The following is a 23460-nucleotide window of genomic DNA, read 5'->3' as shown; positions in this document are numbered from 1 at the left end:
GGCCGACGGCCCGTCGGTCCGTAACGCGTTCCGCCGCTCCTACGCGGCCGGCAACCGCAACCCCTCGTCCCGGAGATTCACGGCCGCATTCACATCACGGTCATGGACCGCCCCGCACCCGGAACACGTCCACCGCCGGACCGAGACGTCCGGCTTCGGCCCTACGGCGTGACACGTCGAGCAGCGCCGGGTCGACGGGAAGAAACGGTCCACGACCACCAGCTCCCGCCCGTACCGCTGTCGCGTGCCGGTCTGCCGCCAACGTCCGTAATTCCGCATCCTGTTCCGAAGAGAGGTTCATGCACTACCCATCGAGTCAGTGACTGCCCAGCGGTTGCCCTCGAATGCGGGTCGCTTTTTGGGAATACCTTGTTCACGATGTTCCAGCGGGCGAACTGCTCGGCGCTGTAGTTACTGGCTGGGTAAACGATTTCGCGCGCAACTGCAGGCCCGCACCGCTCGGCAAGACGATAAACCCCGCCAAGGACCGCGTCGTGGCACCGGCCAACGCCTCTACCTGGCTGAAGATTGTGTCATCAGCGGCATAAATGAATTCGCATGCAAATGCCAGCTCAAGCCCTGCGGTAGGGCAGGGCTCGTTCGCTGCGGCGATGACGGGAAAGGGGGCATCCTCTCCAGCGCGGAAATCATCACCATCCCGGTTGGGCACTCCCCTGACCGGCGGGAACGGTTACCGCCGTTCCCGCCGGTCAACAGGCGTCAGATCACCCGTCACTCACGGGGCAGCCGTGGAAGATGGCATCGAACCTGACGCTCTCCGCCCTCATCCGGGTGAGATCGGCGGCCTCGTGCATGCCCTGGTCGTCAAGCAGTTGTGCAAGGTTCCACAACTCTGCCATCTGTTGGCCTGCGCTAGAGCAGTCGTAGGAACTGTCGGCCGAGGCGCTGGACGCGGTGCCCAACATCATGGCTCCGCCCGCAGTCAGTGAAAGCAGACTGGCAACTGCAATACGCGAGATCTTCCTCATGGCATCTCTCCCAAACTTGAGGTTTCTTTGATGGAGCACGGGACGGCCGCCACAGGCTTCCTGGGCTGGCGATCCGGCAGAATTGTCCCTCGTGCAACAAAACACGGCTGGACAGCCGGACGAATGCTGCGAACATGCGTCAACCAGCTGTCTGAACGCTTGTTCGCGCAGCATCCGGATTTGCGAGTGCTAGAAAAGAATACAGCGCTGGATTCCGAATGTGTATACCTGTGAACCCGGGGCGCACACCGGTCGATCGGCAGTATGGCGAATTCTCGATGCGTCCGATGTAACTGCTGCCACCTTCGTCCGATCTCGCCGCTTTCACTGAGCAAGTGACGGGTGTCACATTCATTGAACTTCCTGCTACCGCCACAGCCTCGTTGGTCGCGTGAATGCAGTTTTCCCAAAATGCACATCAGGACAGGCATCCTCACGTGCGATGCGCCTGATTGCCCGTCTCGCTCGGGGGAAGGTCCTGGGTGAAGTGAGCCCGTCCGGTTTTGTCCGGTGAGGCTGCGGAGGCCAGAGGCCGACGGCAGTCGCGGGTCGCTCGTCGGAGGGCGTGGCCGCGCGGCCAGGCGCACCGTCGTCGTGGGACTACGAGGCCACGGACCGCACGAAGTCATGCACCGCGCCCGCGAACTCCTCGGGCTCCTCCATGTGGCCGAGGTGCCCGCTGTCCTTCAGCGTGGCCAGCCGCGATTCGGGGATCAGCGCGTGCAGTTCCCCCGCCCACCGCGGCCCGCAGGTCACGTCGTAGTGGCCCACCAGGACCAGCGTGGGAACGGACAGGGCGGGCAGTGCCGCGCGGTCGTCGATCAGATCGGGCTGCTGGTCCTCGCCCAGAGGGGAGATGTAGGTGCAGGTGATCGACTCGCGGATGCCCCGGAACTCCTCCTCGCGCTCCCAGTACCGGGCGAAGAACGCGGGGAGCAGGTCCCGCAGGGCCTCGGTGATCCTCGCGCAGTCGGTGACCGCGCCGGAGGCCTGGAAACCGGAGAGGACCCGGGGCAGATCTGGCTGGCCCTCGTTGCGCTGGACGAACTCGCCCATCCGGGAAGCCGCCTCCGCCATGTGCTCCGGGCCCGTCACCGGAGCGCTCGAGTACAGCACGAGGCCGTTGAGCCGTTCGGGGTGGTTCAGCGCGAAGTGCTGCGCGACGAAGCCGCCGTGCGAGTGACCGAGCAGGTACACCTGGTCCAGCCCGATCCGGTCGAGAAGCCCGGCCAGGGCACGGGTGTAGCGCTCACGGGTGTAGCCGTGGGGGTGGGAGGCGAGGCGGCCCGAGTCGCCGGTGCCGAGTGGTTCCACATAGACCATGGTCAGGAAGTCCTCCACGGCCGGCATGCGTAAGGACTCCCAGATCACGCCCGGCCCGCCGGGGCAGGCGACACACACCGGACCCGAGCCGTACACGTGGTAGCGCTGCCTCAGTCCGTCCACGACGACGTCGTGGGAGCCGGGGGAGAGGTGGTCGGTCAGTTCGTTCTGCATGAGAGTTCTCCGTGCGAGGAGGCGTTCGATTCACCCACAAGATGCGGCGGAGCGCGAGAAGTTCGAAAGTAGGCGAGTGGCCTGCGTCACGCCTTGGCCTCATGAACGGCGTCGCTCCCGGCCGGCTCCGGCCAGCTCGCGTGGAAGAGGCGCAGCTCGTGCGTGCGGCCGTCCTTCAACGTCATCAGCCAGGCGACAGCCGGCGGGTAGTGCCGCGGATTGCTCGGCGGGTTCACCAGATCCACCTCCCAGATGGTCAGGTCGTGGCTGGTGACGGCGCTCACCAGCTTCTGCCGGACGCCCGCCTCCAGGTCGCAGTCCATGCCCCGGTTGACTTCCTCCCCCTCGTTCTGTCACGGACTCGCAGATCTGCGGCCGTAGTACCAGCACCTCTGAACCCACTATTGCCACGGTCTTATCGGGATTCTGGCGAGCTTCGCGCGGGGTGATTCCGTATTCCTGACGGAATGCGGTGGTGAATACCGAAGGGCTGCCGAATCCGCTGGCCTGACCGATGTGGGCGATCGTCGATCCGGCCCAGGCCGGGCTGACCAGTCTGCTGTGAGCCAGGCGCAGTCGCTCCTGCCGAATCAGGGTGCGCGCGGTGGTGTTCGCGGCTTGCAGGATCTGCTGAACATAGCGGGTGGACCAGCCCAACGCCCGGCCGATGGCGGCGGCGTCGAGGTCGTACTCGTGAGCGTGCAGGCGGATGTGGTTGCGGATATCGGACTCCACCTTGCCGCGATGTCCGTCGGCTGCGGCGTTGTGATTCCGCAGGGTCAGGCAGCTCAGGTCGAGCAGGTGATCGCAGATCAGATCGAAAGTGGCATCGGTGAGATGCTCGCGTTCCTCGTGCAGCGTGGTCATCAGCAGCTCGATGACCCGACCCAACCCGCTGAAGCCAGCCTGGCCGGCCAGGGCGTTACCGTGAGTACACCTCAGGTGACGCGGAATGTCGGTGTTCCGCTGCCGCGTCTGCGGGTTGATGGCGATGGTGCTGGAGGTACTCATGGTTACCTTTCCGCCGGTGTTGCGTGCTGGGGGACTGGGTCTTCTCGACACGGTCCAGATGCGGCGGACGGCGGAAAGTTCGGTCACGGCGCAGCGAATTACGAGCTTTGGCTCGGACAACTTGACTGGCGATCATCGATTGGACCTAAATCTGCCGATTTGTGCGGCTTTGGGTCTTCGCGCATCTCCATGCCCAACGGTGTCGCGCCAGGCGTGCGCCGCTCGTACTCAACCGCAACGTCGCTTGGGAAGCTCGTGATCGGCTCAGGGCTCGCAGAGCACTACTGACCCCGCACTGCGAAGCGCGTTGCCGGCACTGGTCGAGCCCGACCTGCGCGGCGACCCCATGTCGCCCCTGCGCTGGACCACCAAGTCGACACGCGACCTCGCAGACGAGCTGACCCGCCAGGGCCACCCGATCTCTGCGGACACGGTCGGCGACTTCCTTCGCGAGGAGGGCTTCAGCCTGCAGGGCAACGCCAAGACCATCGAGGGCAGGCAACACCCCGACAGCGACGGGCAGTTCCACTACATCAACGAACAGGCCAAGGGCCACCAGGACACCGGGGACCCGGTGATCAGCGTCGACACGAAGAAGTAGGAACTGGTCGGCGAGTACAAGAACGGCGGCCGGGACCGGCACACCGAGGGCGAGCCGGTCCCGGTCTCCACTCATGGCTTCCCCGACAAGGAACTCGGCAAGGCGTCCCGTACGGGATCTACGACCTCACCCGCAACACCGGCCGGGTCAACGTTGGAACCGACCACGACACCGCCGCCTTCGCGGTCGAGTCCATCCGCCGCTGGTGGAAGGCAGCCGGCCGGGTCTCCCACCCCCACGCGCGGCGACTGCTGATCACCGCCGACGCCGGCGGATCCAACGGCTACCGCACCCGCGCCTGGAGGCCGAACTCGCCGCCCTGGCCGTCGAGACCGGCCTGAAGGTCAAGCCCGCGAGTCAATGCTCTGCGAGCCCTGACCCCGGTCGGGCCTGCGCAATGCACGGTCGTTCATCGCGTTGCCGTAGCCGCGAGATGCCGCCGAAGCGGCATCTCGCCTCGACCGGCATCGTCGCCGGTTCCCAGGTCGGACGGTAACCACCCGCGCCGGCCCGGCCCGGTCAGTTGCGCTCGGGCCGGAAGCGCACTTCCAGGTCCGGGCGCATGACGGCGTCGATGTCGAGCGCGGCGGTCTTCTCCAGCGCCTCCGCGAAGCGCTCCGCCCCCCACACCACGGGTTTCCCGCCGGGCGCGGGCAGGTCGCCACCGAAGAGGAACAACTGCTCCATGCCAGCCGGGTTGAAAATCAGCGCAATGCGGGCGTCCTCGTCACCGATGTTCATGAACCGGTGCACCCGGCCGCGAGGGACATGGATGAACGAGCCCGCCTCGGCGGTGAAGTTCTCTTCCTCGTCGAGGAAGGCGACAGTGCCGGAGATGAGAAAGAAGCTCTCATCCGTACGCTCGTGCGTGTGGGCGATCGGCCCGCCACCGGGAGGCACGGTCGCGTCGACGAAACCGATCGCGCCGTTCGTCTCCTCGACCGAGCTCAGCACCCGGTAGCTGTCGCCGGACATCCAGCGGACAGCTCCGCCATCCGGGGGGACGTACAGGGAGGCGTTCATCATCGGGCGGCCGTCGGGGGTCACCAGGCTCATGTGCTTTTCCTGATCTGTCTGCGGGCACGGACGGAATATTGATCCATGGTGGACCGGCGATGAAACACCGTCTTCTTCATGGGCGCTCAATCCTTCAGCGCCACCGCACTCCGCTCAGTCCGCGTGAAACCGGCTGTCAGATGACCAGAGCGATAAGAGCCGTATAACGGGAGACTGTTACGCACGGAGTGCCCCGTGAGGCGCTTCGTTGTATCCCCGACGCATTCCAGATCGCCTTCGAGGGCCGGCTTACCCCGGCCGACAACTGAACCTCAACAACCAAGATCAGCCGTTGAATTGACACACCCGCTTCACCATTCCGACGCGATGAGATCGGCGGCCTTCTCGCCGATGACGTACGCCGGTGCGTTGGTGTGGCCGTGGATGATCGTCGGCATGATGGACGCGTCCGCCACGCGCAGCCCTTGGACTCCGCGCACGCGGAGCGCCTCGTCCACGACGGATCCGGGGTCCAAGCCCATGCGAGCGGTGCCGACCGGGTGATAGAGAGTGTGAGCGAGGCGTGTCAGCGTCAACGTGTCGCGCTGTTCACGCGTCATGCTGTCCGAGTTCTCCGGTGCGATGAAGTGCCGACGGCTGACGCTGCCCATCGCCTCGGTGGCGACGATGTCCTCGCATACGTTGAGGCCGGCCATCATCGCAGCGCGGTCCTTGCCTTCCGGGTCGCTGAGGTACCTCGGGTCGATGAGCGGTGCGTCGAAAGGGTTCGACGATGCGAGGGTGATGGTTCCGTGGCTCTCAGGTGCCAGCAGAACGGCGCCGACACTGAGACCGTGCTCCGGGATGGGCACGAGTCCCTCACCGACGAAGGCGACGGGCGCGAAGAGCAGCTCGATGTCCGGCAGCGCCAGCGCCGGATCGCTCTTGACGAAACCGTACGCCTCAGCGACGTTCGAGGTGAGCATCCCGCGGCGCCGCAACAGGTAGGTGATGAGCTGGGCAGGGCTTTCGGCAGCGAATAGCGTGTCCTCGCGCACGTCGATGGTGATCGCAGCCACGAGATGATCACGCAGGTTCTTGCCCACCTCCGGGGAGTCGACCAGCACGCCGATTCCGGCGCGTTCGAGTTCGGCGCGTTCCCCGATTCCCGAAAGCATCAACAGCTGGGGGGTGTTGACGGCACCGCCACTGAGGATCACCTCTTTGTTCGCCTTCGCCACGTACAGCTTTCCCTTGGAGCTGTACTCGACGCCGGTGGCGCGATTGCCGTCGAGAAGGACCCGAGTGGTGTGCGCGCCCGTGCGGACGACAAGGTTCTTGCGACTCCGCGCAACCTTGAGATAGCCGTCCACCGCACTGAATCGCGCACCCCTCCGTTGGGTGACCATGGCCTGGCTCACACCGTCGTGACGCGGCCCGTTGGGTGTGACGGTCTCGATTCCGATCTCTGCGGCAGCCCGCAGATACGTCGCGGTATGCGACCGGGGATCGCGCTGGGCCTGGATGCTGATCGCGCCTTCGGTGCCCGTCGCGTCGTCCGTAGCACCTTCGACCCTCTCCACCTTGTGGAGGTGGGGGAGCAGCGCCTCCCACGACCAGCCCGGACCGGCGTGCCGTGCCCAATCGTCGAAGTCCTCGGCAAATCCGCGGACCCACATCATCGCGTTGATCGACGACGATCCGCCGAGCACCTTGCCTCTCGGCCAGTAGATCGTCCGGTTGCCGAGACCGGGCTGCGGCACCGTGTCGTAGTTCCAGTCGACGGAGGAACGGAACAGCTTCGCGAACGCGGCCGGAATGCGGATGTCCATGCGCGAGTCGCGTTCGCCGGCCTCGAGGAGGAGCACGCGGCGCCGTCCGTTCTCGCTCAGCCGACCCGCCAGGGCGCATCCTGAGGTTCCGGCGCCGACGATGATGAAATCGAAGGGTTCGTCGTCGCGTCGTGCCGCCGTGTGAATGGTCATGGGGTTGCAAGTCTCGCTTTCGTAGGGGGAAAAGAAATGTGCGCTGAGCCGCGAGAGAGCGACGATCCGGCGTGCGCACCGGTTCGTCGCGCCACTTCATCCCCTCATCGAGAGCTATGCGGTCCGGACGTCTGAGCGGCTGCTACGCGGTATGCCCGCAGGGTGGTCTTGTGACCTCCCGGCCCGCGCCTGAACAGGTGCGGCGGCGCGCCGCCAGCCCGGTTGAGTCGAGGCAGCTGCCGGCTCTGCCGGACTGCGTGGCGGTTGAGCCGACAGGCGGGGCTTTCTGACAATGCGGAGCTGTGCCAGGTGGTCGAGTTGTTCGAGTGACGGACCCGGCCGCTTTCAGCGTCTGCCTGCTCCAACCGCCGGGAGCGGCAGCCGCGAAGGTCTCGAGGGCGAAGTCCCGGACCGCGGCAGCTCGATCCGATGTCGTTCCCATAGTCATGTCGTGCCCTGAAAGATCGTCGTCCTCATCTCTCAGGCGAACAACGTCCAATCTTCGACGGTACGGAATCCGGCGCTCTCGAACAGCCGCTCTGCTTCGAGGCTCGGGTGGAGGTAGGCGGTGTGCGCACCGGCCACGCGCCCGTCGCGCATGATCGTCTCGGTCAGTTCCCGGCCGTGTCCGAGCCGGCGGTACTCGGGGCGGGTCGCGATGTTGATCAGTCCGAGGTGCCCGTCGGTGACGACACCCAAGCCTGCCGCGACAGCGATGCCGCCCACCTCGGCGAGGTAGGCCGTGATCTCCCGTGCGTCCAGAACCGCGGGCCGGTAAAGATCGGAAATGATGAACGGGGGAGCGCCGAAGGCGGCGCCCAAAGTCTTGGCGAAGGTCTCGTACTCGTCTCCGGCGATCCGTCGAACGATCGGCGAGTTGGGCCTGTCCGGCAGGCCACCGGTCAAGGGCGCCACCATGAACGGCTGTGGCTGGGCCCTCAACCCGTAGTCGCCGGCAATGCGCTCCAGCTCCTCGGTGGCCTCGCCGCGCAGTCGTATGGTCCAGGGCACCGAGCGCGGGAATTGCGCGGCCTTTTCCACGAGCGCCACCATCTCGCCGGTGTCCGGCTGCGAGCTGACGCTCATGACCGTGTTGAGCAGAGGGATCTGCGATCCGGTGAAAGCCAGCAGCGTTCCCCCCGGCGCAACCTGGTGAAGCGAACCCGGCACTACCGCTGCCAGCCTCTGCATCGCTGTGCGGAATGCACGTGCTGCCGGTCCGGCGGAAGCGTCGATCATGTGCGGAGTCCCGTCATCAGAGTGTGGTCGGCAATACGCCGGGGGTTACGTGCTCTCAGCCCGGGAGGCTACGTACTCTCAGCCCGTCGAACCCCGCGTGGCGCTGCAACGCACGCTCCGGCGGAAGGTTTGTGCGTCAGCCGAGAAGAAGTCGTGGTCTGCGGACTTGTCACGGCCGGCGGGATCAGGCCGGACGGCAGGCCGGCGCGATTCTTGTAGCGCTCGCGGCTCGCCGCTTGCTGTTCGCTCCCGCGCAAATGTTGTGCGCTGCAGCGAAAGTTTCATGCGAATCCTTGATAAAGCGGCAGGTAGCCTGGTCGACCGGCACACACACCTTCGCCCCAAGGTAAGGAACTGTATGTGATTGCGTCCTCACAGACCGACCAAGGGTTGGCCCGGACCGCGCAATTCGGTGACATGACCAGTCTGGCCGCGCTGTTGGAGCGGCACCGGGCGGGGATGCTCGCGGTCGCGTTGGGTGTGCTCGGCTACGGCCCGGAGGCTGAGGACGCAGTCCAGGACGCGATGCTGACGGCGGTGCGCCGGATCGGCGAGCTACGTGATCCGTCCGCGGCCGGGGCGTGGCTGCGGACGATCGTGCGGAACAACTGCCGGATGCGGCTGCGGACCAACACACCGGTATCGCTGGCGAATTTCGAGGGACTGGGACTGCGCTCGAGCGAACCGTCGCCCGAGGAACTACTGGAGCGCACCGTGCAACGGGATTGGGTCTGGCACGCGCTGAACACGCTTTCCGAGTCGGTCCGGCTGGTCACGCTGTTGCGGTACTTCAGCGACGTGTCATCGTACGACCAGATCGCCGCGATCTGCGGGGTTCCCGTCGGCACGGTCCGCAGCCGCCTGAACCAGGGGCGTGTCAAGCTTGCCGAGGCGTTGCAGGCCACCGCTGACCTCGCGCACGACGACGCCTCGGCGATCACTGAGGCGAGCCGCCGTGAGGCCGAGGAGACATTGGCGGCGGCGGAACAAGGCGAGTTCGAGCGCGTGGTCCGTGAGGCCTGGAGCCCGGAACTGCAGGTCACCATTCCGGATGGGCAGTGCTTCACGGGCCGCGGTTTTCTTGTCAGGGGGATGAACGACGATCTGACCCGAGGCGTCCGCCAGCGGATCAGGAACGTGGTGGCGAGCCGCGACCTGGTCATCTGGGAAGCGGATCTGATCAGCCTGGTCGGTGACCCGCAAGGTTGTCCGCCGGGCGTCGTCTGGATGCAGCACACACGCGGTGGACGGGTGCACCGGATGCGCCTGTTTCATCCGCAACGCCGCGGCTGACCGGGGCGCTGTCCCGGCCTGAGGTTCGCCGCGACGGGCGGCTTACTCCCATCCATGATCGAGATCGAGCTGACCGGCGAGGAGTTCCACCGCCTCGGGCCAGGGGCATCGCTGATTTCTGTGTTCTGGTCCGGCTGCCGTCCTTTCTGCCGGAACGCCAGGGACAGGCTGACCTTGTCCATGGGCGGCGTCGCCTTCTTCCGGCGGCGGGTGTCCCAGTACCTGATCAGCGCCGGGTCATCCGGGGAGGCCCGGTACTTGATCAGGACGTGGCGGACGGAAACGGGTGATCGGATGGTTACGCACGGTTTTCGAGCCGCGTGGAGTGGAGAAGTTCGTGGCTTGGGGAAACGGGGGCTGTGTACAGTGGAGCCGCCTTCGCGTACGGCGTTGTGGTGCGCGATGCCCCCTTAGCTCAGTCCGGCCAGAGCAGCGCACTTGTAATGCGCAGGTCGTCGGTTCGAATCCGACAGGGGGCCCGGGGAAACACCACATCAGGGGTCCTCTCACTCAAGGAGTGAGAGGACCCCTGTGTTTGCTGCCCGCTCGCGGCCTGGCCGGACGGCAGGTCGGTGAGCCGTTCTCCGTGCCGTGCAACGCCCGCGTGAGTCGCCCGTGCCGTGGCCGGGGGCTCGTCGGGCCCCGGTGGGGTGTGGGGGTGGTCGGCGTAACTGTGGTCATTGCTGATGGCTGGGGCTGTCGGGGGCCGAATCCTGGGTGGGCGGGAGGAATCCGCGGGGGGTTCGGCGGTCGTCGTCGGCGGCACGCGTGGGCGGACGACCATCGCGGTGCGCCGGAGACATGCGAGGGCTGGAGAGCACATGAGGAACAAGCAGCACGAGCGGCCGACCGCCGCCTCGCCCGGGTTCTGTGGGCGGTACGCCGACGACAGCGGTCACCTCGTCGATTTCCTGGCGCGCACCGAGGAGGAGCTGCGGGCGGTACCGCCCAAGGGGGAGCGCGACGAGCGGCAGGCCGCGGTCGCGGACGAGGCGCACCGTGCGGCCCGTAGGGCGCGGCATCGGTTCGTCGAGAGTCATGCGGAGCAGGTGTATCGGGAGCTGACCGATGACCGGAAGGCGTTTCTGCGGCTTGACGATCTCGCTTATCAGGCGTCCGAGTTGCTGCCCGGGCTGGTGCCGACGAAGGAGCGGATCGAGGAGGAGCGGGCGCTGCCGCAGCGGGGGAAGGAGGGGCGGGAGATCGATCAGGGGATTTTGTTCTGGGGGCTGCTTCGGTCTTCGGCTGCGGGGCGGCATTTGATGGATGCCATGCGCAGGCCGACTCTGCGGGCGCTTGCGGCGCTTCCCGGGTTCCGGGAGAACGGGCGGGTCGATCTGGGGCTGGTGTCGGTGCGGCGGGACGGGGACGTCGCCGAAGTCACCGTCGACAACCATGAGTTCCTCAATGCCGAGGACGATCTGCTGGTCGCCGATCTGGAGGTGGCCGTCGATCTCGTGCTGCTCGACGACTCGGTGCGGGTCGGGGTGATGCGGGGGGCTCCGATGCGGCATCCCCGGTACGCGGGGCGGCGGGTGTTCAGCGCGGGCATCAATCTGACGCGGTTGTATCAGGGGGACATCTCGCTCCTGGACTTCTTCCTGGGGCGCGAGCTCGGGTACATCAACAAGATCTTCCGGGGCATCACGGTCGCGGACGCGGCCGGTGACTGGGTGGACGAGCCGGTCGAGAAGCCGTGGATCGGTGTCGTGGACACGTTCGCGATCGGTGGGGGCGCGCAGATCCTGCTCTGCTTCGACCATGTCGTCGCCACGGACGAGGCGTACTTCACGCTGCCCGCCCTGAAGGAGGGCATCATCCCGGGCGCCGCCAACCTGCGGTTGCCGCGGCAGGCCGGTACGCGGCTGTCGCGGCAGTCGATTCTGCACAACCGTCGGATCGACGCGGCGTCCGTCGAAGGGGCGCTGCTGGTCGACGAGGTCGTCGCGCAGGACCGGGTGGAGGGTGCGGTGAGCGCGGTGGCGGAGGAGCTGGCCAATCCGGCCGTGATCGCCAACCGCCGGATGCTGAACCAGCACGAGGAGCCGGAGGACGTGTTCCGTCAGTACATGGCGGCGTACTCGCTGGAGCAGTCGCGGCGGCTCTACAGCAGTGATCTCGTGGCGAACCTGGAGCGCACATGGATCTCGAGGAACCGGTGACCATGAATCAGCATGTGTTGCATGACCGTGCGCTCACCTTGCCCGCTGTGGATCCGTTGACTCTTATCGACGATCCGGCGGGTACCGAGTCGATCGACGCCGGTGTTCTGCTCGATCTGTATCGCCGGCTGGTGCTGGGGCGGCGGTTCAATCAGCAGGCGACGGCTCTGACCAAGCAGGGGCGGCTCGCCGTGTATCCGTCCACCACCGGGCAGGAGGCCTGTGAGGTCGGTGCGGTGATGGCGTTGGAGGACGAGGACTGGCTGTTTCCCACGTACCGGGACACGCTCGCCGTGGTGATGCGGGGTGTCGATCCGGCCGAGGTGCTCACCCTGCTGCGCGGTGACTGGCATCACGGCTGGGATCCGCACGCCCATCGTGTCGCGCCGCTGGCCACGCCGCTGGCGACCCAGACCGTGCACGCGGCCGGTCTGGCCCGGGCCGCGCAACTGCGGGGGGACTCCCTCGCCGTGCTCGCGATGATCGGGGACGGCGCGACCAGCGAGGGTGACTTCCACGAGGCGTTGAACTTCGCCGCCGTCGGGCGGTCGCCGGTGGTGTTCTTCGTGCAGAACAACGGCTACGCGATCTCGGTGCCGATCGGCAAGCAGACTGCGGCGCCGACCCTCGCCCACAAGGCGATCGGCTACGGCATGCCGGGGGTACGGGTCGACGGCAACGACGTGGCCGCCGTGTACCAGGCGGTGGGGGCGGCGGCGGACCGGGCTCGTGCGGGCGGTGGGCCGACCCTCGTGGAGGCGCTCACGTACCGCGTCGACGCCCACACGAACGCCGACGACGCGACCCGTTACCGGGATGCCGAGGAGGTCGAGGCGTGGCTGCGCCGGGATCCCGTCGTCCGTATGGAGAAGCATCTGCGGGCGCGTGGCCTGCTGGACGAGGCGACGGCGGAGGAGTTCCGGGCCGGGGCGGAGCGGGCGGCCGGTGAGCTGCGTGCCCGGCTGTCCACGGATCCGCGGCCCAATCCGGATCCGCTGAGCCTTTTCGACGATGTGTACGCGCGGCCTACGTCCCAACTGCTGGAGCAGCGCGCCCTGTTGGAGCGGGAACTCGCCGCGGAGAAGCGCGCGGCAAGGGAGGCCATCGCATGAGCACAACCACCACTGCTGCTACCGCTGCCGCCGACTATCGGCCGGCGTCGGCCGTTGCGCGCACCGAGACCGTCACCATGGCGCGGGCTCTCAACCAGGCTCTGCACGATGCTTTGGCCGAGGACGACCGGGTGCATCTGATGGGGGAGGACATCGGCGCGCTGGGCGGTGTGTTCCGGGTCACCGACGGTCTCGCCGCCCGGTTCGGCGACGAGCGGGTCGCGGACACTCCGATCGCCGAGTCCGGCATCCTCGGGACGGCCGTGGGCATGGCGATGTACGGGCTGCGGCCCGTCGTGGAGATGCAGTTCGACGCCTTCGCCTATCCCGCCTTCGAGCAACTCGTCAGCCATGTCGCCAAGATGCGCAACCGCACGCGCGGCGCGTTGCCGATGCCGCTGACGATCCGGATCCCCTACGGGGGTGGCATCGGCGGCGTCGAGCATCACAGCGACGCCTCCGAGGCGTACTACGTGCACACGCCCGGCCTGCATGTCGTCGCGCCGGGGACGGTCGGCGACGCCTACGGGCTGCTGCGGGCCGCGATCGCCTCCGACGACCCCGTGGTCTTCCTCGAGCCGAAGCGGCTCTACTGGTCCAAGGGCGAACTCGACCGCACGGCGTGTCTGCCCGAGCCGGGCACGGCCGCCGTACGCCGTACGGGGTCGTCCGCGACGCTCATCACCTACGGGTCGTCCCTGCCGGTGTGCCTGGAGGCGGCGGAGGCGGCTCGGGCCGAGGGGTGGCAGTTGGAGGTCGTGGATCTGCGCAGCCTCGTGCCCTTCGACGACGAGACGGTCTGCGCGTCGGTGCGGCGTACGGGGCGGGCGGTCGTCGTCCATGAGGCGAGCGGGTTCGCCGGGTTCGGCGCGGAGATCGCCGCCCGGGTGACGGAACGCTGCTTCCACTATCTGGAGGCTCCGGTGCTGCGGGTCACCGGGTTCGACATCCCGTATCCGCCGCCGGCGCTGGAGCGGCACCATCTTCCCGGTGTCGACCGCATTCTCGACGCGGTGGCCCGGCTTCAGTGGGAGTCCACGTGGCAGTCGGAGGGCTCGCGATGACTGGTTCCGGTTCCGGTTCCGTACGCGAGTTCACCCTTCCCGATCTGGGGGAGGGTCTCGCCGAGGCGGAGATCGTGCGGTGGCTCGTCGAGGTCGGCGACCTGGTGGCGGTGGATCAGGCGGTGGTGGAGGTGGAGACGGCCAAGGCGGTCGTCGAGGTGCCCTGTCCGTACGGCGGGGTCGTCACGCGGTTGTGGGGCGGGCCGGGCGAGAGTCTGGACGTCGGCTCGCCGTTGGTGTCCGTCGCGGAGGGTGGGGGTGGGGGTGCCGACTCTGACTCCGACTTCGGCTCCGACGCTGACTCCGTCGCGTCGGGAAATGTACTCGTCGGCTATGGCACGTATGCCGTTGCCGGTCGGCGGCGGCGTCTGCTGCCGGAGCCGTCGGTCGGGGGGCGCGGTGGGCCGGTGCGGGTGCTTTCGCCGTTGGTTCGGCGGCTTGCCCGGGAGAGCGGGGTCGATCTGAGGGCGGTGCGGGGGAGTGGGCCGGAGGGTCTGATTCTGCGTGCTGACGTCGTCGGCGTCGGCGTCGGCGGTGTGGGTGCCGGTGTCGGCATCGGCCTGGAACGTGTCCCGGAGGCGGTGCCGGAAACGGTCCCGGAAGCGGTGCTGCCGGTTCCGGTGGCTCCGGTCGACGCGCCCGAGGTCGTGCGGGTGCCGTTGCGTGGTGTTCGTAAGGCCGTCGCGGAGAAGCTGTCCCGTAGTCACCGGGAGATTCCGGCCGCCACCGTGTGGGTGGACGTGGACGCGACCCGGTTGCTGGAGGTCAGGGAGCGGCTGGCCGCGTCGGGTGGTCCGCGTGTCGTGCTGTCCGCTCTGCTGGCGCGGATCTGTGTCGCGGCGTTGCGGGAGTTCCCGGAGCTCAACTCCACGGTGGACACGGAACGGCAGGAGATCGTCCGGTTCCCGGCTGTCCATCTCGGGCTGGCCGCGCAGACCGAACGGGGGCTGATGGTTCCCGTCGTCAAGGACGCGCAGTCCATGACCCTGCCCGAACTCTCGGCGGAGATCACGCGGTTGACGGGTGTGGCCCGTGACGGCACGGTGCGGCCGGCCGAGTTGTCCGGGGGCACCTTCACCCTCAACAACTACGGGGTGTTCGGGGTGGACGGCTCGACGCCGATCCTCAACCATCCCGAGGCCGCGATGCTCGGCGTGGGGCGGATCCTGCCCCGGGGGTGGGTGGTCGACGGGCGGCTGGAGGTGCGTCAGGTGTGTCAGTTGTCACTGACCTTCGATCACCGGGTCTGTGACGGCGGGTCGGCGGCCGGGTTCCTGCGTAAGGTCGCCGACCTGATGGAGGAACCGCTCGGGCTGCTCCGGCTGTTGTGAGCACAGTAGAGAGTCGAGAGTAGAGAAAAGACCGGGCCGGCCGTCGGGTGACGGTCGGCCCGGTCTTCAGTCGGTCCTGGGGGTCACAGTCGTGCGGAGAGGTGCGCGGACACCCGGGCCAGTAGCTGGTCGCGTGCCGAGTGGAGGAAGAAGTGGTCGCCGGGCAGGACGCACACCTCGGGTGTGTCCCTGGTGAACTCGGCCCAGCCACCCAGGGAGTTCGGCTCGGCGCGGGGGTCGTGGTCGCCGCCGAAGACCGTCACCGGGCAGGCGGGCGGCGGGTCCACGGCTCCGGGGACGTAGTTCGCCAGGAGGGTGAAGTCGGCTCTGAAGGTGGGCAGTAGCAGCTCCATCAGTTCGGCGTTCGCCAGGACTTCGCCCGGTGAGCCGTTCAACTGGGCGATGCGCCTGACCAGTTCGTCGTCCGGCAGGGTGGGCAGGTCCTGGACGCCGGTGCTCACCAGTGACGGTGGCGGTGAGCCGGAGACGAAGACGTGTTCCGGTGACCGGCCGCAGTCCGCCTGTACGGCGCGGGCGGTCTCCCAGGCGAGGACGGCACCCATGCTGTGGCCGAAGAAGGCGAAGGGGACGTCGAGTCGGGGCCGTAGCGCCGGGACCAGCTCCGCCAGCAGCGTCGGCAGGTCGGCGACGGGCCGCTCGGCCATCCGGGCCTCCCGGCCGGGGAGGGCGATCGCGTGGAGCTCGACCCCGTCGGGGAGGTGGTCCGCCCAGCCCCGGTAGGCCCAGGTGCCGCCGCCTGCGTACGGGAAGCAGAACAGGCGCAGCCGAGGCCTGTTCGTCGGCTGCGTAGGCTGCGTCGGCGTCATCATCGGCTTCGTCGGTGTTCTCGTCAGGGGCCGGACCCAGGTGGCGGGCGTGGTGCCCGCCGCCCGCATCAGGGTCGCTCCGTCCAGCGGCCGCGCAGCTCGTCGAGGTGGACGAGGCTGTCCATGACGAGTTTGGCGTCCACCCCGAAGTCGATCAGGCAGGCGACTTCATCGACGCCGATCGCGTCGAGGCGTTCCAGCATGCGCAGGTTGTCCGGGACGGTGCCGAGCAGGCTGCCCTCGGTGAAGTAGCGCTCGAACGCGTGGTTCAGCAGCCACTGGATCTCTTCCTCGGTGGGCATCTCGTCCGGCGACAGGCCCGCCGCGCCGCCGCCGCGGATGGCCGAGAACAGGTCGGCCGAACTGCGGAGGTACTCGGTGAAAGGGCCGCGGACGATCTCCTTGACCGTGTCGCGGTCCTCGCCGAGGAAGGTGTGCAGCATCAGCGTCACCTGGCCCCGGTTGTCGTCGCCGTGGTGTTCGGCCAGCTCGGCGCGGTAGGCGGCGATCCGTTCGGCGAGTACGTCGATGCCCTGCCCGAGGAGGTGGGTGAGCACTCCGGCGCCGAGCCGGCCGGCGGTGCGGAACGTCTCCGGGCTGCCGCCGCTGGTGATCCACATCGGCAACTGCGGCTGGACGGGCGCGGGGAAGATCCGTACCTCGACCTCTTCGCCCGCGCCGTTGGGGTAGGGGACGCTCTCGCCCTGCCACAGCCGGCGGACCTGGTCGACGGTGTCGGCCAGCGACTCGCGGCGCGTCGCGTAGCCGTCCGGGTTGAGGACGAAGTCGTTGGCGTGCCAGCCGGACGCGAAGGCCACGCCCGCGCGGCCGTTGGACAGGTTGTCCACGACCGACCAGTCCTCGGCGATGCGGACGGGGTGGTGCAGCGGTGCCACGACGCTGCCGGCGCGGATCGCGACGCGCTCGGTGACGGTGGCCAACGCCGCGCCGGTCAGCGCCGGGTTGGGGTACAGGCCGCCGAAGGTGTGGAAGTGCCGCTCGGGCGTCCAGACCGCGCTGAAGCCGTGGGTGTCGGCGAACCGGGCACCGTCGAGCAGGAGTTGGTACCGGTTGCCGTCCGCGCTGCAGTCGTCGGCGAAGTAGAAGAGGCTGAACTCCATCCCGGTCAGCCCCCGTTCGCGGTGGGCGTCGTGCCGAGTGTCACGGTGGGCGTCGCGGTGAGTCCCGAGGCGGGCGTCGTGGCGAGCGTCGCGGTGAGCGGGGTCCCGGGGCGTACACCGGCCCGGTTCTCCTCGGTGCCGGGAACGCGAGTGATGCGAGGGGTCATTCCGGGGTTCCGCCCTTCGTCCGTTGGTCCGTTGGTCCGTCAGTGGCGCGGGTTCGTTCCGCGCGCCCCCAAGGATCCGTACCGGGCCGGGTGTCCGGCATCGGCGTTCACCACCGTTACGCCGGGTCCGGTGGACCCCGTTACGGCCGGTGTCCGACCCCCGTGCGGCTGGCCGGGGCTGCCTTTCCGTCCCGTCAAACCCGTGCCGCGCCGTAACGGTGGTGATCGCTGATGCGGGAGGCGGGGTGACGGCCGGATGGTCGGAAGCGGAGTCTTCCGAGGTGTCAAGAGGATCAAAAGGGGTGTCGGTGGTGGCTGACCGTCTGACGGCCGGGACGGATGGCAGGGGCAGTGCGAGCAAGGGGCGCCTCCCGCTGACGTCGGCCCAGAGGGGCGTGTGGCACGCCCAGCAACTGGATCCGGCCAACCCGACCTTCGTCGTCTCGCAGTATCTGGACATCCGAGGCCCGCTGGATCCGCACCTGCTGGACGCCGCGCTCAACCGCATGGCGGACGAGAACGAGTCCCTGCGCAGCCGCTACGACAGCGACGAGGCGAGCGTCTGGCAGGTGGTCGGCCCGCAGGACGACGTGCCGCTGCTGGTGTCCGACGTCAGCGCCGAACCCGATCCGCGCGCCGCGGCCGAGGCGTGGATGCGCGCCGACCTGGCCCGCCCCGTCGACCTGCGGCGCGGCCCGGTCTACACGTGGCGGCTCTTCCTCACCGGCCCCGACCGCGCCCTGCTGTACCTGCGCGCGCATCACATCGCGATGGACGGCGCGGGCTGCGCGCTGATGGTGGAGCGGATCGCGGAGGTCTATTCGGCGCTGGCGGACGGCCGGCCCGTGCCGGACGGACGGCTCACCGTGCTCGGCGAGATGCTGGCCGACGAGGCGGACTACCGCGCCGGCGACGAGTTCACGCGCGACCGGGCGTACTGGGCGGGGCAACTCGCCGACCGTCCCGAGGCGGTCACCCCGGCCGGGAACTCGGCACCGCCCTCCCATGACTTCCGCACGGAGAGCGAGTGGGTGCCGGCCGCCGCCGCGGTCCGGCTGCGGGAACTCGCGCGCGCCTCGGGGGTGGGGCTGAACGCGCTGCTGATCGCCGCGACGGCGGTGTACGTCCAGCGGATGACCGGTGCCGACGAGGCGGTCCTCGGCCTGTCGGTCCCCGCCCGCCGGGGGTCCCGGGTGCGGGACGTGCAGGGGATGATGTCCAACGAACTGCCGCTGCGGGTGCGGACGGGGCCCGGGACGAGCGTCCGCGAGGCGGCGAAACTGGCCTCGGGCCAGGCGCGTGGACTGCTGCGGCACCAGCGGTACCGGTACGGCGACCTGCACCGCGATCTGGGTCTCGCCGGTGGCGGGCAGCGGCTGTTCGGCCCGGTGCTCAACATCCTGCCGTTCGTCTACGACATGCCGTTCGGGCCCTGCCGGGTGACGCCGCACTACCTGGCCACCGGCCAGGTGGACGACCTGTCGATCACGGTCCACGACCAGGGCGGCGACGGTGCCCTGCGGGTCGTCCTCGCCACCAACCCGGCGCTCTACGACGCCGAACGCACCGCGGAACTGCTCCGCCGGTATCTGCTGCTGCTGGACTCCCTGGCGGGGCTGACGGCCGGGGATCCGGTGGCGCGGGTGGAGGTGACCGACGGCGAGGAGCGCGCTCGGGCGCTGGGTGCGGCGGCGGGGCGGATGGAGCGGGCGGGGCGGCAGGAAGGGGCGGGGCTGGAGTCCGCCCATCGGACGGTCACGGTTTCGGCCCCGGCCGCGCGGGTCACGTTGCCGGAACTCTTCGAGCGGCGGGCGGCGGCGACTCCGGACGCGGTGGCCGTGACGTTCCAGGGCACCGGTCTGTCGTACGGCGGGCTGAACGCCCGGGCGAACCGGCTCGCGCGGCGGCTCGTAGCGCACGGGATCGGGCCCGAGACGATCGCCGCGCTCGCGTTGCCCCGGGGCACGGACCTCGTCGTCGCCCTGCTGGCGGTGCTCAAGACCGGTGCCGCCTACCTCCCGCTCGACCCCGACGCGCCCGCCGACCGGCTGTCCTGGATGCTCACCGACGCCGCCCCGGTCGCCGTCCTCACCGACCGGGACACGGCCGCACGCCTGCCGGACCACCGGGACGGGGTTCCGTACCTGTTCCTGGACGACGCAGACGTCGACGTAGACCTGGAAGACGCGGGCGACCTTCGTCAGGACGAGCGGACCCGGCCGTCGAGTCCGGACAACACCGCCTATGTGATCTACACGTCCGGGTCCACGGGGCGGCCGAAGGGGGTGGCCGTGCCGCATCGCAACGTGGTGCGGCTGTTCTCCGCGACCGACGCCTGGTTCGGCTTCGGGCCCGGGGACGTCTGGACGCTGTTCCACTCCCCGGCCTTCGACTTCTCCGTGTGGGAGTTGTGGGGCGCGCTGCTGCACGGTGGCCGGCTGGTGGTCGTGGACCGTCTCACCAGCCGTGATCCGGCGGCCTTCCTGGGTCTGCTGGAGCGCGAGCGCGTCACCGTGCTGAACCAGACGCCGTCCGCGTTCCACCAGCTCGCCGCCGCCGACCGGGACCGGCCGGGCGGCCAACTGGCGTTGCGTTTCGTGGTGTTCGGGGGCGAGGCGCTGGAACCGGCGCTGCTGGCCGACTGGTACCGGCGGCATGCGGACACCGCGCCGGTGCTCGTCAACATGTACGGCATCACCGAGACGACGGTGCACGTCACCCGGGTCGCCCTGGACCGGGAGCTGGCCGCGACGGCCGGCGGCAGCGTGATCGGCACCGGCATCCCCGACCTGCGGGTCTACGTCCTGGACGGCCGACTGCGGCCCCCGCCGCCCGGAACGCCGGGCGAGATGTACGTCGCCGGGCCGGGCCTGGCCCGCGGCTATCTGAACCGTCCCGGTCTGACCGCGGAACGTTTCCCCGCCGACCCGTACGCCGCCGGGTTCGGCGACGCCGGCGCGCGGATGTACCGGACCGGCGACCTCGCCCGGCGCGGGCCGGACGGCACCCTCGAATACCTGGGCCGGGCCGACGACCAGGTCAAGATCCGCGGTTTCCGCATCGAGCCGGGCGAGGTCGAGGCCGCGCTCGCCGGGCACCCGGACGTCACGCACGCCGCCGTCGTCGTACGCGAGGACGTCCCCGGCGACAAGCGGCTCGTCGGCTACGTCGTGCCCGCCGGGCCCGGCCGGGAACCGGCCCCCCAGGACGTGCGCGACCACGCGGCGGCCACTCTGCCCGACTACATGGTGCCGTCGGCGGTCGTGGTGCTGGGCGCCCTGCCGCTCACGCCCAACGGCAAGCTCGACCGCAGGGCGCTGCCGGCCCCCGAGTACCGGGCGGCGGTGAGCGGACGGGCTCCCGACAGCCCGCAGGAGCGTGCGCTGAGCGAGTTGTTCGCGCAGGTGCTGCGGCTGCCCGAGGCGGTCGGGGCCGACGACGGGTTCTTCGCCCTCGGCGGTGACAGCATCCTGGCGATCCAGCTCGTCAACCGGGCCCGCGCGGCCGGTCTCCCGCTCACCGCCCGGGACGTTTTCCAGCGGCCCACACCGGCGGGGCTCGCGGAGGCGGCGCTGAAGGCGGGGGCCGTCGAGGTCGCGTTGTCGGGACCCGAGGTGTCCGACGAGGCGGGGCCGGTGCCGCTCACCCCGGTGATGCGGTGGCTGGCCGACACGGGCGGTCCGATCGACCGCGCGTACCAGTCGGTGGCGCTGACCGTGCCCGCCGGGCTCGGCCTGGAGCCGCTCACCGGCGCGGTGCGGGCGGTGCTCGACCGGCACGCCGTCCTGCGGTCGCGGGTCGTGGCGGCGGACGGCGAGCCCGGCTGGGGCCTGGAGATCCTGGTGCCAGGAGCGGTCGCGGCCGAGGGCTGCGTACGCCGGGTCGACGCCGACGGTCTCGACGAGGCGGGGCTGCGACGTCTGCTGGAGGAGCAGCGGGAGGCGGCGCGGGCCGAACTCGACCCCCGCGCGGGGGCGACGGTGCGGGTGGTCTGGCTGGACGCCGGTCCGGACCGCGCCGGAAAGCTGCTGCTGTGCCTGCACCACCTGGTCGTCGACGGGGTGTCGTGGCGCATTCTGCTGCCCGAGCTGGAGGAGGCCTGGCGCGGGTCGTCAGCGGCTCCCGCACCTCGTGTGTCGGTACCTCGTGCGTTGGTACCTGCTGTGTCGGTACCTGCCGTGTCGGCGGGTACTACGTCCTTCCGGGAGTGGGCCTCGCGACTGCCCGCCCTCGCTCGTGCGCGGGAAGCCGAACTCCCGTTGTGGACAGGCATCTTGGGCGGCGGTGACGTACCGCTCGCGGGTCGGCCGCTGGACCCGGCGCGGGACGTCGGCACCACCGTCCGGCGGATGACCGTGACCCTGGACGCCGAGGACACCGTCCCGCTGTTGTCCGCGCTCCCGGCGGCGTTCCACGCGGGCGTCGACGAGGTGCTGCTGACCGCCCTCGCCCTGGCGGTCGCCGCCGGGCGTCCGGCCGGTGCGGACACCTCGCTGCTGCTCGACGTCGAGGGCCACGGCCGGGTCGACGTCGACCCCACGATGGATGTGTCGGGCACGGTCGGATGGTTCACCAGCGTGTTCCCGGTCCGGATCGACCCGGGGGCGGTCGACTGGGAGGGTCTGGGGCAGGGGCTGGGGCTGGGGCAGGAGTCGCAGGCCGCCGCAGGTTCGGGTTCGGTGCTGGGTCGGGCGCTGAAGCGGGTCAAGGAGCAGGTGCGGGCGATCCCGGACGGGGGTGTCGGTTACGGCCTGCTGCGCTACCTGGCTCCCGGGACGGCGGCCCCGCTGGCGGCGCTGCCGAAGCCGCAGCTCGCCTTCAACTACCTGGGCCGGTTCGACGGCAACGTCACCGGCAGGCAGGGCTGGACCCTGGCCGGCGACGGCATGCCCGCTGGCGGCCCTGACGACCGGGCCCCCGTCGCCCACGCGCTGGCGATCGACGCCTGGACGGCGGAGGCCGAGGACGGTACCCCGCGCCTGACCGCGACCCTCGGCTGGCCCGGCGACCTGCTGCCCGAGTCCGAGGTGCGTGAGCTGGCCGACCGGTGGGTACGGGCGCTGCGGCTGCTCGCGGAGTACGGCGCGGGGTTCACGACGGCCGGGGACGCGACGCGCGGCGGTGCGACGCGCGGCGGTGCGACGGCTGGGCTCACCGGCGGGGACGCGGGCCGCACTCCGTCGGATCTCACCCTGGTGACGCTCACCCAGGACGAGATCGACGCGTTCGAGGCCGCCCCGGGTGGCATGGACGACGTCTGGCCGCTGTCGCCGTTGCAGGAGGGCCTGTTCTTCCACGCCCAGCTCGACGCCGGCGACCCCGGCACACCCGATGTGTACGTCGTCCAACTGACCCTCGACCTGGACGGCGAGGTGAACCCCAAGGCCCTGCGGGAAGCGGGGCAGGCCCTGCTGGACCGCCACCCCAACCTCCGGGCGTCCTTCCACCACAGCCGCACGGGCGAGGCCGTACAGGTGATCGCCCGGCATGCTGAACTGCCTTGGCAGGAACGGGACTTGCGCTCGTTCGGAGAGGAAGACCGTAGCGCGGAGCTGGTCCGGTTCCTGGCCGGCGATCGCGTTCGCAGGTTCGACCCGGCCGCCGGGCCGCTGCTGCGGATGACCCTGCTGCGACTGGACGACCGCCGCTACCGGCTCGTCCTGACCAACCACCACCTGCTGTGGGACGGCTGGTCCATGCCACTGCTGGTGAACGAACTGTTCACGCTGTACGGCGGGGGCGGTGGTGCTGGCGGTGGTGTCGGCGGTGTCGGTGTCGGCGCGGGTGAGCTGCCGGTGCCGACTCCGTACCGGGACTACCTGCGGTGGGTGGCACGGCAGGACCAGGAGTCGGCCCGGGACGCGTGGAGCCGAGCGCTGGCCGGGACGGGCGGGCCGACGCTGGTGACTCCGATGACTCCGATGACCCCGATGACCCCGCTGAACTCGGTTGGTGCGTCGGGGCAGTTGGGCATGCCGGAGGAGTTCACCACCGAGCTGTCTCCGGAACTGACCGTCGCCCTGCGGTCCATGGCCCGCGCCCACGGACTGACCCTCAACACGGTC

General features: G+C 69.4%; 16 protein-coding genes, 1 tRNA gene and 3 pseudogenes (1 of these 20 only partly in view). 8 read left to right on the top strand and 12 right to left on the bottom strand.

Features of this window, described 5'->3' with window-relative positions; genetic code table 11:
- Positions 1 to 39: 39 nt before the first annotated feature.
- From OG352_RS19665 to OG352_RS19645, 6 genes and pseudogenes are all read right to left on the bottom strand, one after another.
- Positions 40 to 234: pseudogene (locus OG352_RS19665) on the bottom strand (zinc ribbon domain-containing protein); the annotation flags it as partial.
- 139 nt (positions 235 to 373) lie between these two features.
- Positions 374 to 670: an enoyl-CoA hydratase-related protein gene (locus OG352_RS39995; RefSeq protein ID WP_443072303.1), complete on the bottom strand. Its 297-nt coding sequence runs from the start codon at positions 668 to 670 to the stop codon at positions 374 to 376.
- A 55-nt stretch (positions 671 to 725) separates the two neighbouring features.
- Positions 726 to 989: a hypothetical protein gene (locus OG352_RS19660; RefSeq protein WP_329218565.1), complete on the bottom strand. Its 264-nt coding sequence runs from the start codon at positions 987 to 989 to the stop codon at positions 726 to 728.
- Positions 990 to 1589: 600 nt separating this feature from the next.
- Positions 1590 to 2486 (bottom strand): alpha/beta fold hydrolase, encoded by an 897-nt coding sequence (locus OG352_RS19655; RefSeq protein WP_329218564.1) that lies wholly within the window; start codon positions 2484 to 2486, stop codon positions 1590 to 1592.
- Positions 2487 to 2572: 86 nt separating this feature from the next.
- Positions 2573 to 2809 (bottom strand): hypothetical protein, encoded by a 237-nt coding sequence (locus tag OG352_RS19650; protein ID WP_329224191.1) that lies wholly within the window; start codon positions 2807 to 2809, stop codon positions 2573 to 2575.
- 115 nt (positions 2810 to 2924) lie between these two features.
- Positions 2925 to 3353 (bottom strand): annotated as a pseudogene (locus OG352_RS19645) (helix-turn-helix transcriptional regulator); the annotation flags it as partial.
- Positions 3354 to 3783: 430 nt separating this feature from the next.
- Here OG352_RS19645 and OG352_RS19640 point away from each other — a divergent pair.
- A pseudogene (locus OG352_RS19640) lies at positions 3784 to 4444 on the top strand (ISAzo13 family transposase); the annotation flags it as partial.
- A 173-nt stretch (positions 4445 to 4617) separates the two neighbouring features.
- Here OG352_RS19640 and OG352_RS19635 read toward each other — a convergent pair.
- From OG352_RS19635 to OG352_RS19625, 3 genes are all read right to left on the bottom strand, one after another.
- Positions 4618 to 5073 (bottom strand): cupin domain-containing protein, encoded by a 456-nt coding sequence (locus OG352_RS19635; RefSeq protein WP_329218562.1) that lies wholly within the window; start codon positions 5071 to 5073, stop codon positions 4618 to 4620.
- A gap of 392 nt (positions 5074 to 5465) precedes the next feature.
- Entirely contained in the window at positions 5466 to 7079 is a 1614-nt protein-coding gene (locus OG352_RS19630) for a GMC family oxidoreductase (RefSeq protein WP_329218561.1), read from the bottom strand.
- Between the two features lie 480 nt (positions 7080 to 7559).
- Positions 7560 to 8318, bottom strand: a complete 759-nt coding sequence (locus OG352_RS19625; protein ID WP_329218560.1) for a GNAT family N-acetyltransferase — start codon at positions 8316 to 8318, stop codon at positions 7560 to 7562.
- A 417-nt stretch (positions 8319 to 8735) separates the two neighbouring features.
- Between OG352_RS19625 and OG352_RS19620 the strand changes: the two genes are divergently transcribed.
- The 6 genes from OG352_RS19620 (at position 8736) to OG352_RS19595 (ending at position 15280) form a co-directional block, all read left to right on the top strand.
- Positions 8736 to 9611, top strand: coding sequence for an RNA polymerase sigma factor (locus OG352_RS19620; RefSeq protein ID WP_329218559.1), 876 nt, complete (start codon positions 8736 to 8738; stop codon positions 9609 to 9611).
- Positions 9612 to 10015: 404 nt separating this feature from the next.
- Positions 10016 to 10090: transfer RNA gene (locus OG352_RS19615), tRNA-Thr, on the top strand.
- Positions 10091 to 10432: 342 nt separating this feature from the next.
- A complete protein-coding gene (gene dpgC / locus OG352_RS19610) occupies positions 10433 to 11773 on the top strand; it encodes a (3,5-dihydroxyphenyl)acetyl-CoA 1,2-dioxygenase DpgC (RefSeq protein WP_329218557.1) in 1341 nt (446 codons plus the stop codon).
- Positions 11774 to 11775: 2 nt separating this feature from the next.
- A complete protein-coding gene (pdhA, locus tag OG352_RS19605; protein WP_329218556.1) occupies positions 11776 to 12885 on the top strand; it encodes a pyruvate dehydrogenase (acetyl-transferring) E1 component subunit alpha in 1110 nt (369 codons plus the stop codon).
- A complete protein-coding gene (locus tag OG352_RS19600; protein ID WP_329218554.1) occupies positions 12882 to 13949 on the top strand; it encodes an alpha-ketoacid dehydrogenase subunit beta in 1068 nt (355 codons plus the stop codon). Before pdhA ends, OG352_RS19600 begins: the two co-directional genes overlap by 4 nt.
- Positions 13946 to 15280, top strand: coding sequence for a dihydrolipoamide acetyltransferase family protein (locus tag OG352_RS19595; protein WP_329218552.1), 1335 nt, complete (start codon positions 13946 to 13948; stop codon positions 15278 to 15280). Before OG352_RS19600 ends, OG352_RS19595 begins: the two co-directional genes overlap by 4 nt.
- 83 nt (positions 15281 to 15363) lie before the next feature.
- Here OG352_RS19595 and OG352_RS19590 read toward each other — a convergent pair whose 3' ends face one another.
- The 3 genes from OG352_RS19590 to OG352_RS19580 are packed head-to-tail and all read right to left on the bottom strand — an operon-like array spanning position 15364 to position 17395.
- Positions 15364 to 16176 (bottom strand): thioesterase II family protein, encoded by an 813-nt coding sequence (locus OG352_RS19590; RefSeq protein WP_329218550.1) that lies wholly within the window; start codon positions 16174 to 16176, stop codon positions 15364 to 15366.
- Positions 16176 to 17228, bottom strand: coding sequence for an LLM class flavin-dependent oxidoreductase (locus OG352_RS19585; protein WP_329218549.1), 1053 nt, complete (start codon positions 17226 to 17228; stop codon positions 16176 to 16178). Before OG352_RS19585 ends, OG352_RS19590 begins: the two co-directional genes overlap by 1 nt.
- Positions 17229 to 17233: 5 nt before the next feature.
- Positions 17234 to 17395 carry a hypothetical protein gene (locus OG352_RS19580; protein ID WP_329218548.1) on the bottom strand — a complete coding sequence of 54 codons (162 nt, stop codon included), beginning with the start codon at positions 17393 to 17395 and terminating at the stop codon, positions 17234 to 17236.
- A gap of 311 nt (positions 17396 to 17706) precedes the next feature.
- Between OG352_RS19580 and OG352_RS19575 the strand changes: the two genes are divergently transcribed.
- On the top strand, positions 17707 to 23460 hold the 5' portion of the coding sequence (locus tag OG352_RS19575) for a non-ribosomal peptide synthetase (protein ID WP_329218547.1). 8718 nt of this gene lie beyond the right edge of the window; the window shows 5754 of its 14472 coding nt (coding positions 1–5754); the start codon lies at positions 17707 to 17709; its stop codon lies beyond the right edge, outside the window.

The sequence above is a fragment of the Streptomyces sp. NBC_01485 genome, from assembly GCF_036227125.1.
In the GTDB taxonomy this organism is placed as follows: domain Bacteria; phylum Actinomycetota; class Actinomycetes; order Streptomycetales; family Streptomycetaceae; genus Streptomyces.
Note: the sequence above shows the minus strand (reverse complement) of the source record. Positions and strands in the feature narration are given on the sequence as shown.

Excerpts from the sequence above, each read along its gene's own strand:
- OG352_RS19660 (WP_329218565.1), bottom strand. The coding sequence starts at position 989 with ATGAGGAAGATCTCGCGTATTGCAGTTGCCAGTCTGCTTTCACTGACT.
- OG352_RS19655 (WP_329218564.1), bottom strand. The coding sequence starts at position 2,486 with ATGCAGAACGAACTGACCGACCACCTCTCCCCCGGCTCCCACGACGTC.
- OG352_RS19650 (WP_329224191.1), bottom strand. The coding sequence starts at position 2,809 with ATGGACTGCGACCTGGAGGCGGGCGTCCGGCAGAAGCTGGTGAGCGCC.
- OG352_RS19635 (WP_329218562.1), bottom strand. The coding sequence starts at position 5,073 with ATGTCCGGCGACAGCTACCGGGTGCTGAGCTCGGTCGAGGAGACGAAC.
- OG352_RS19630 (WP_329218561.1), bottom strand. The coding sequence starts at position 7,079 with ATGACCATTCACACGGCGGCACGACGCGACGACGAACCCTTCGATTTC.
- OG352_RS19625 (WP_329218560.1), bottom strand. The coding sequence starts at position 8,318 with ATGATCGACGCTTCCGCCGGACCGGCAGCACGTGCATTCCGCACAGCG.
- OG352_RS19620 (WP_329218559.1), top strand. The coding sequence starts at position 8,736 with ATGACCAGTCTGGCCGCGCTGTTGGAGCGGCACCGGGCGGGGATGCTC.
- dpgC (WP_329218557.1), top strand. The coding sequence starts at position 10,433 with ATGAGGAACAAGCAGCACGAGCGGCCGACCGCCGCCTCGCCCGGGTTC.
- pdhA (WP_329218556.1), top strand. The coding sequence starts at position 11,776 with ATGAATCAGCATGTGTTGCATGACCGTGCGCTCACCTTGCCCGCTGTG.
- OG352_RS19600 (WP_329218554.1), top strand. The coding sequence starts at position 12,882 with ATGAGCACAACCACCACTGCTGCTACCGCTGCCGCCGACTATCGGCCG.
- OG352_RS19595 (WP_329218552.1), top strand. The coding sequence starts at position 13,946 with ATGACTGGTTCCGGTTCCGGTTCCGTACGCGAGTTCACCCTTCCCGAT.
- OG352_RS19590 (WP_329218550.1), bottom strand. The coding sequence starts at position 16,176 with ATGCGGGCGGCGGGCACCACGCCCGCCACCTGGGTCCGGCCCCTGACG.
- OG352_RS19585 (WP_329218549.1), bottom strand. The coding sequence starts at position 17,228 with ATGGAGTTCAGCCTCTTCTACTTCGCCGACGACTGCAGCGCGGACGGC.
- OG352_RS19580 (WP_329218548.1), bottom strand. The coding sequence starts at position 17,395 with ATGACCCCTCGCATCACTCGCGTTCCCGGCACCGAGGAGAACCGGGCC.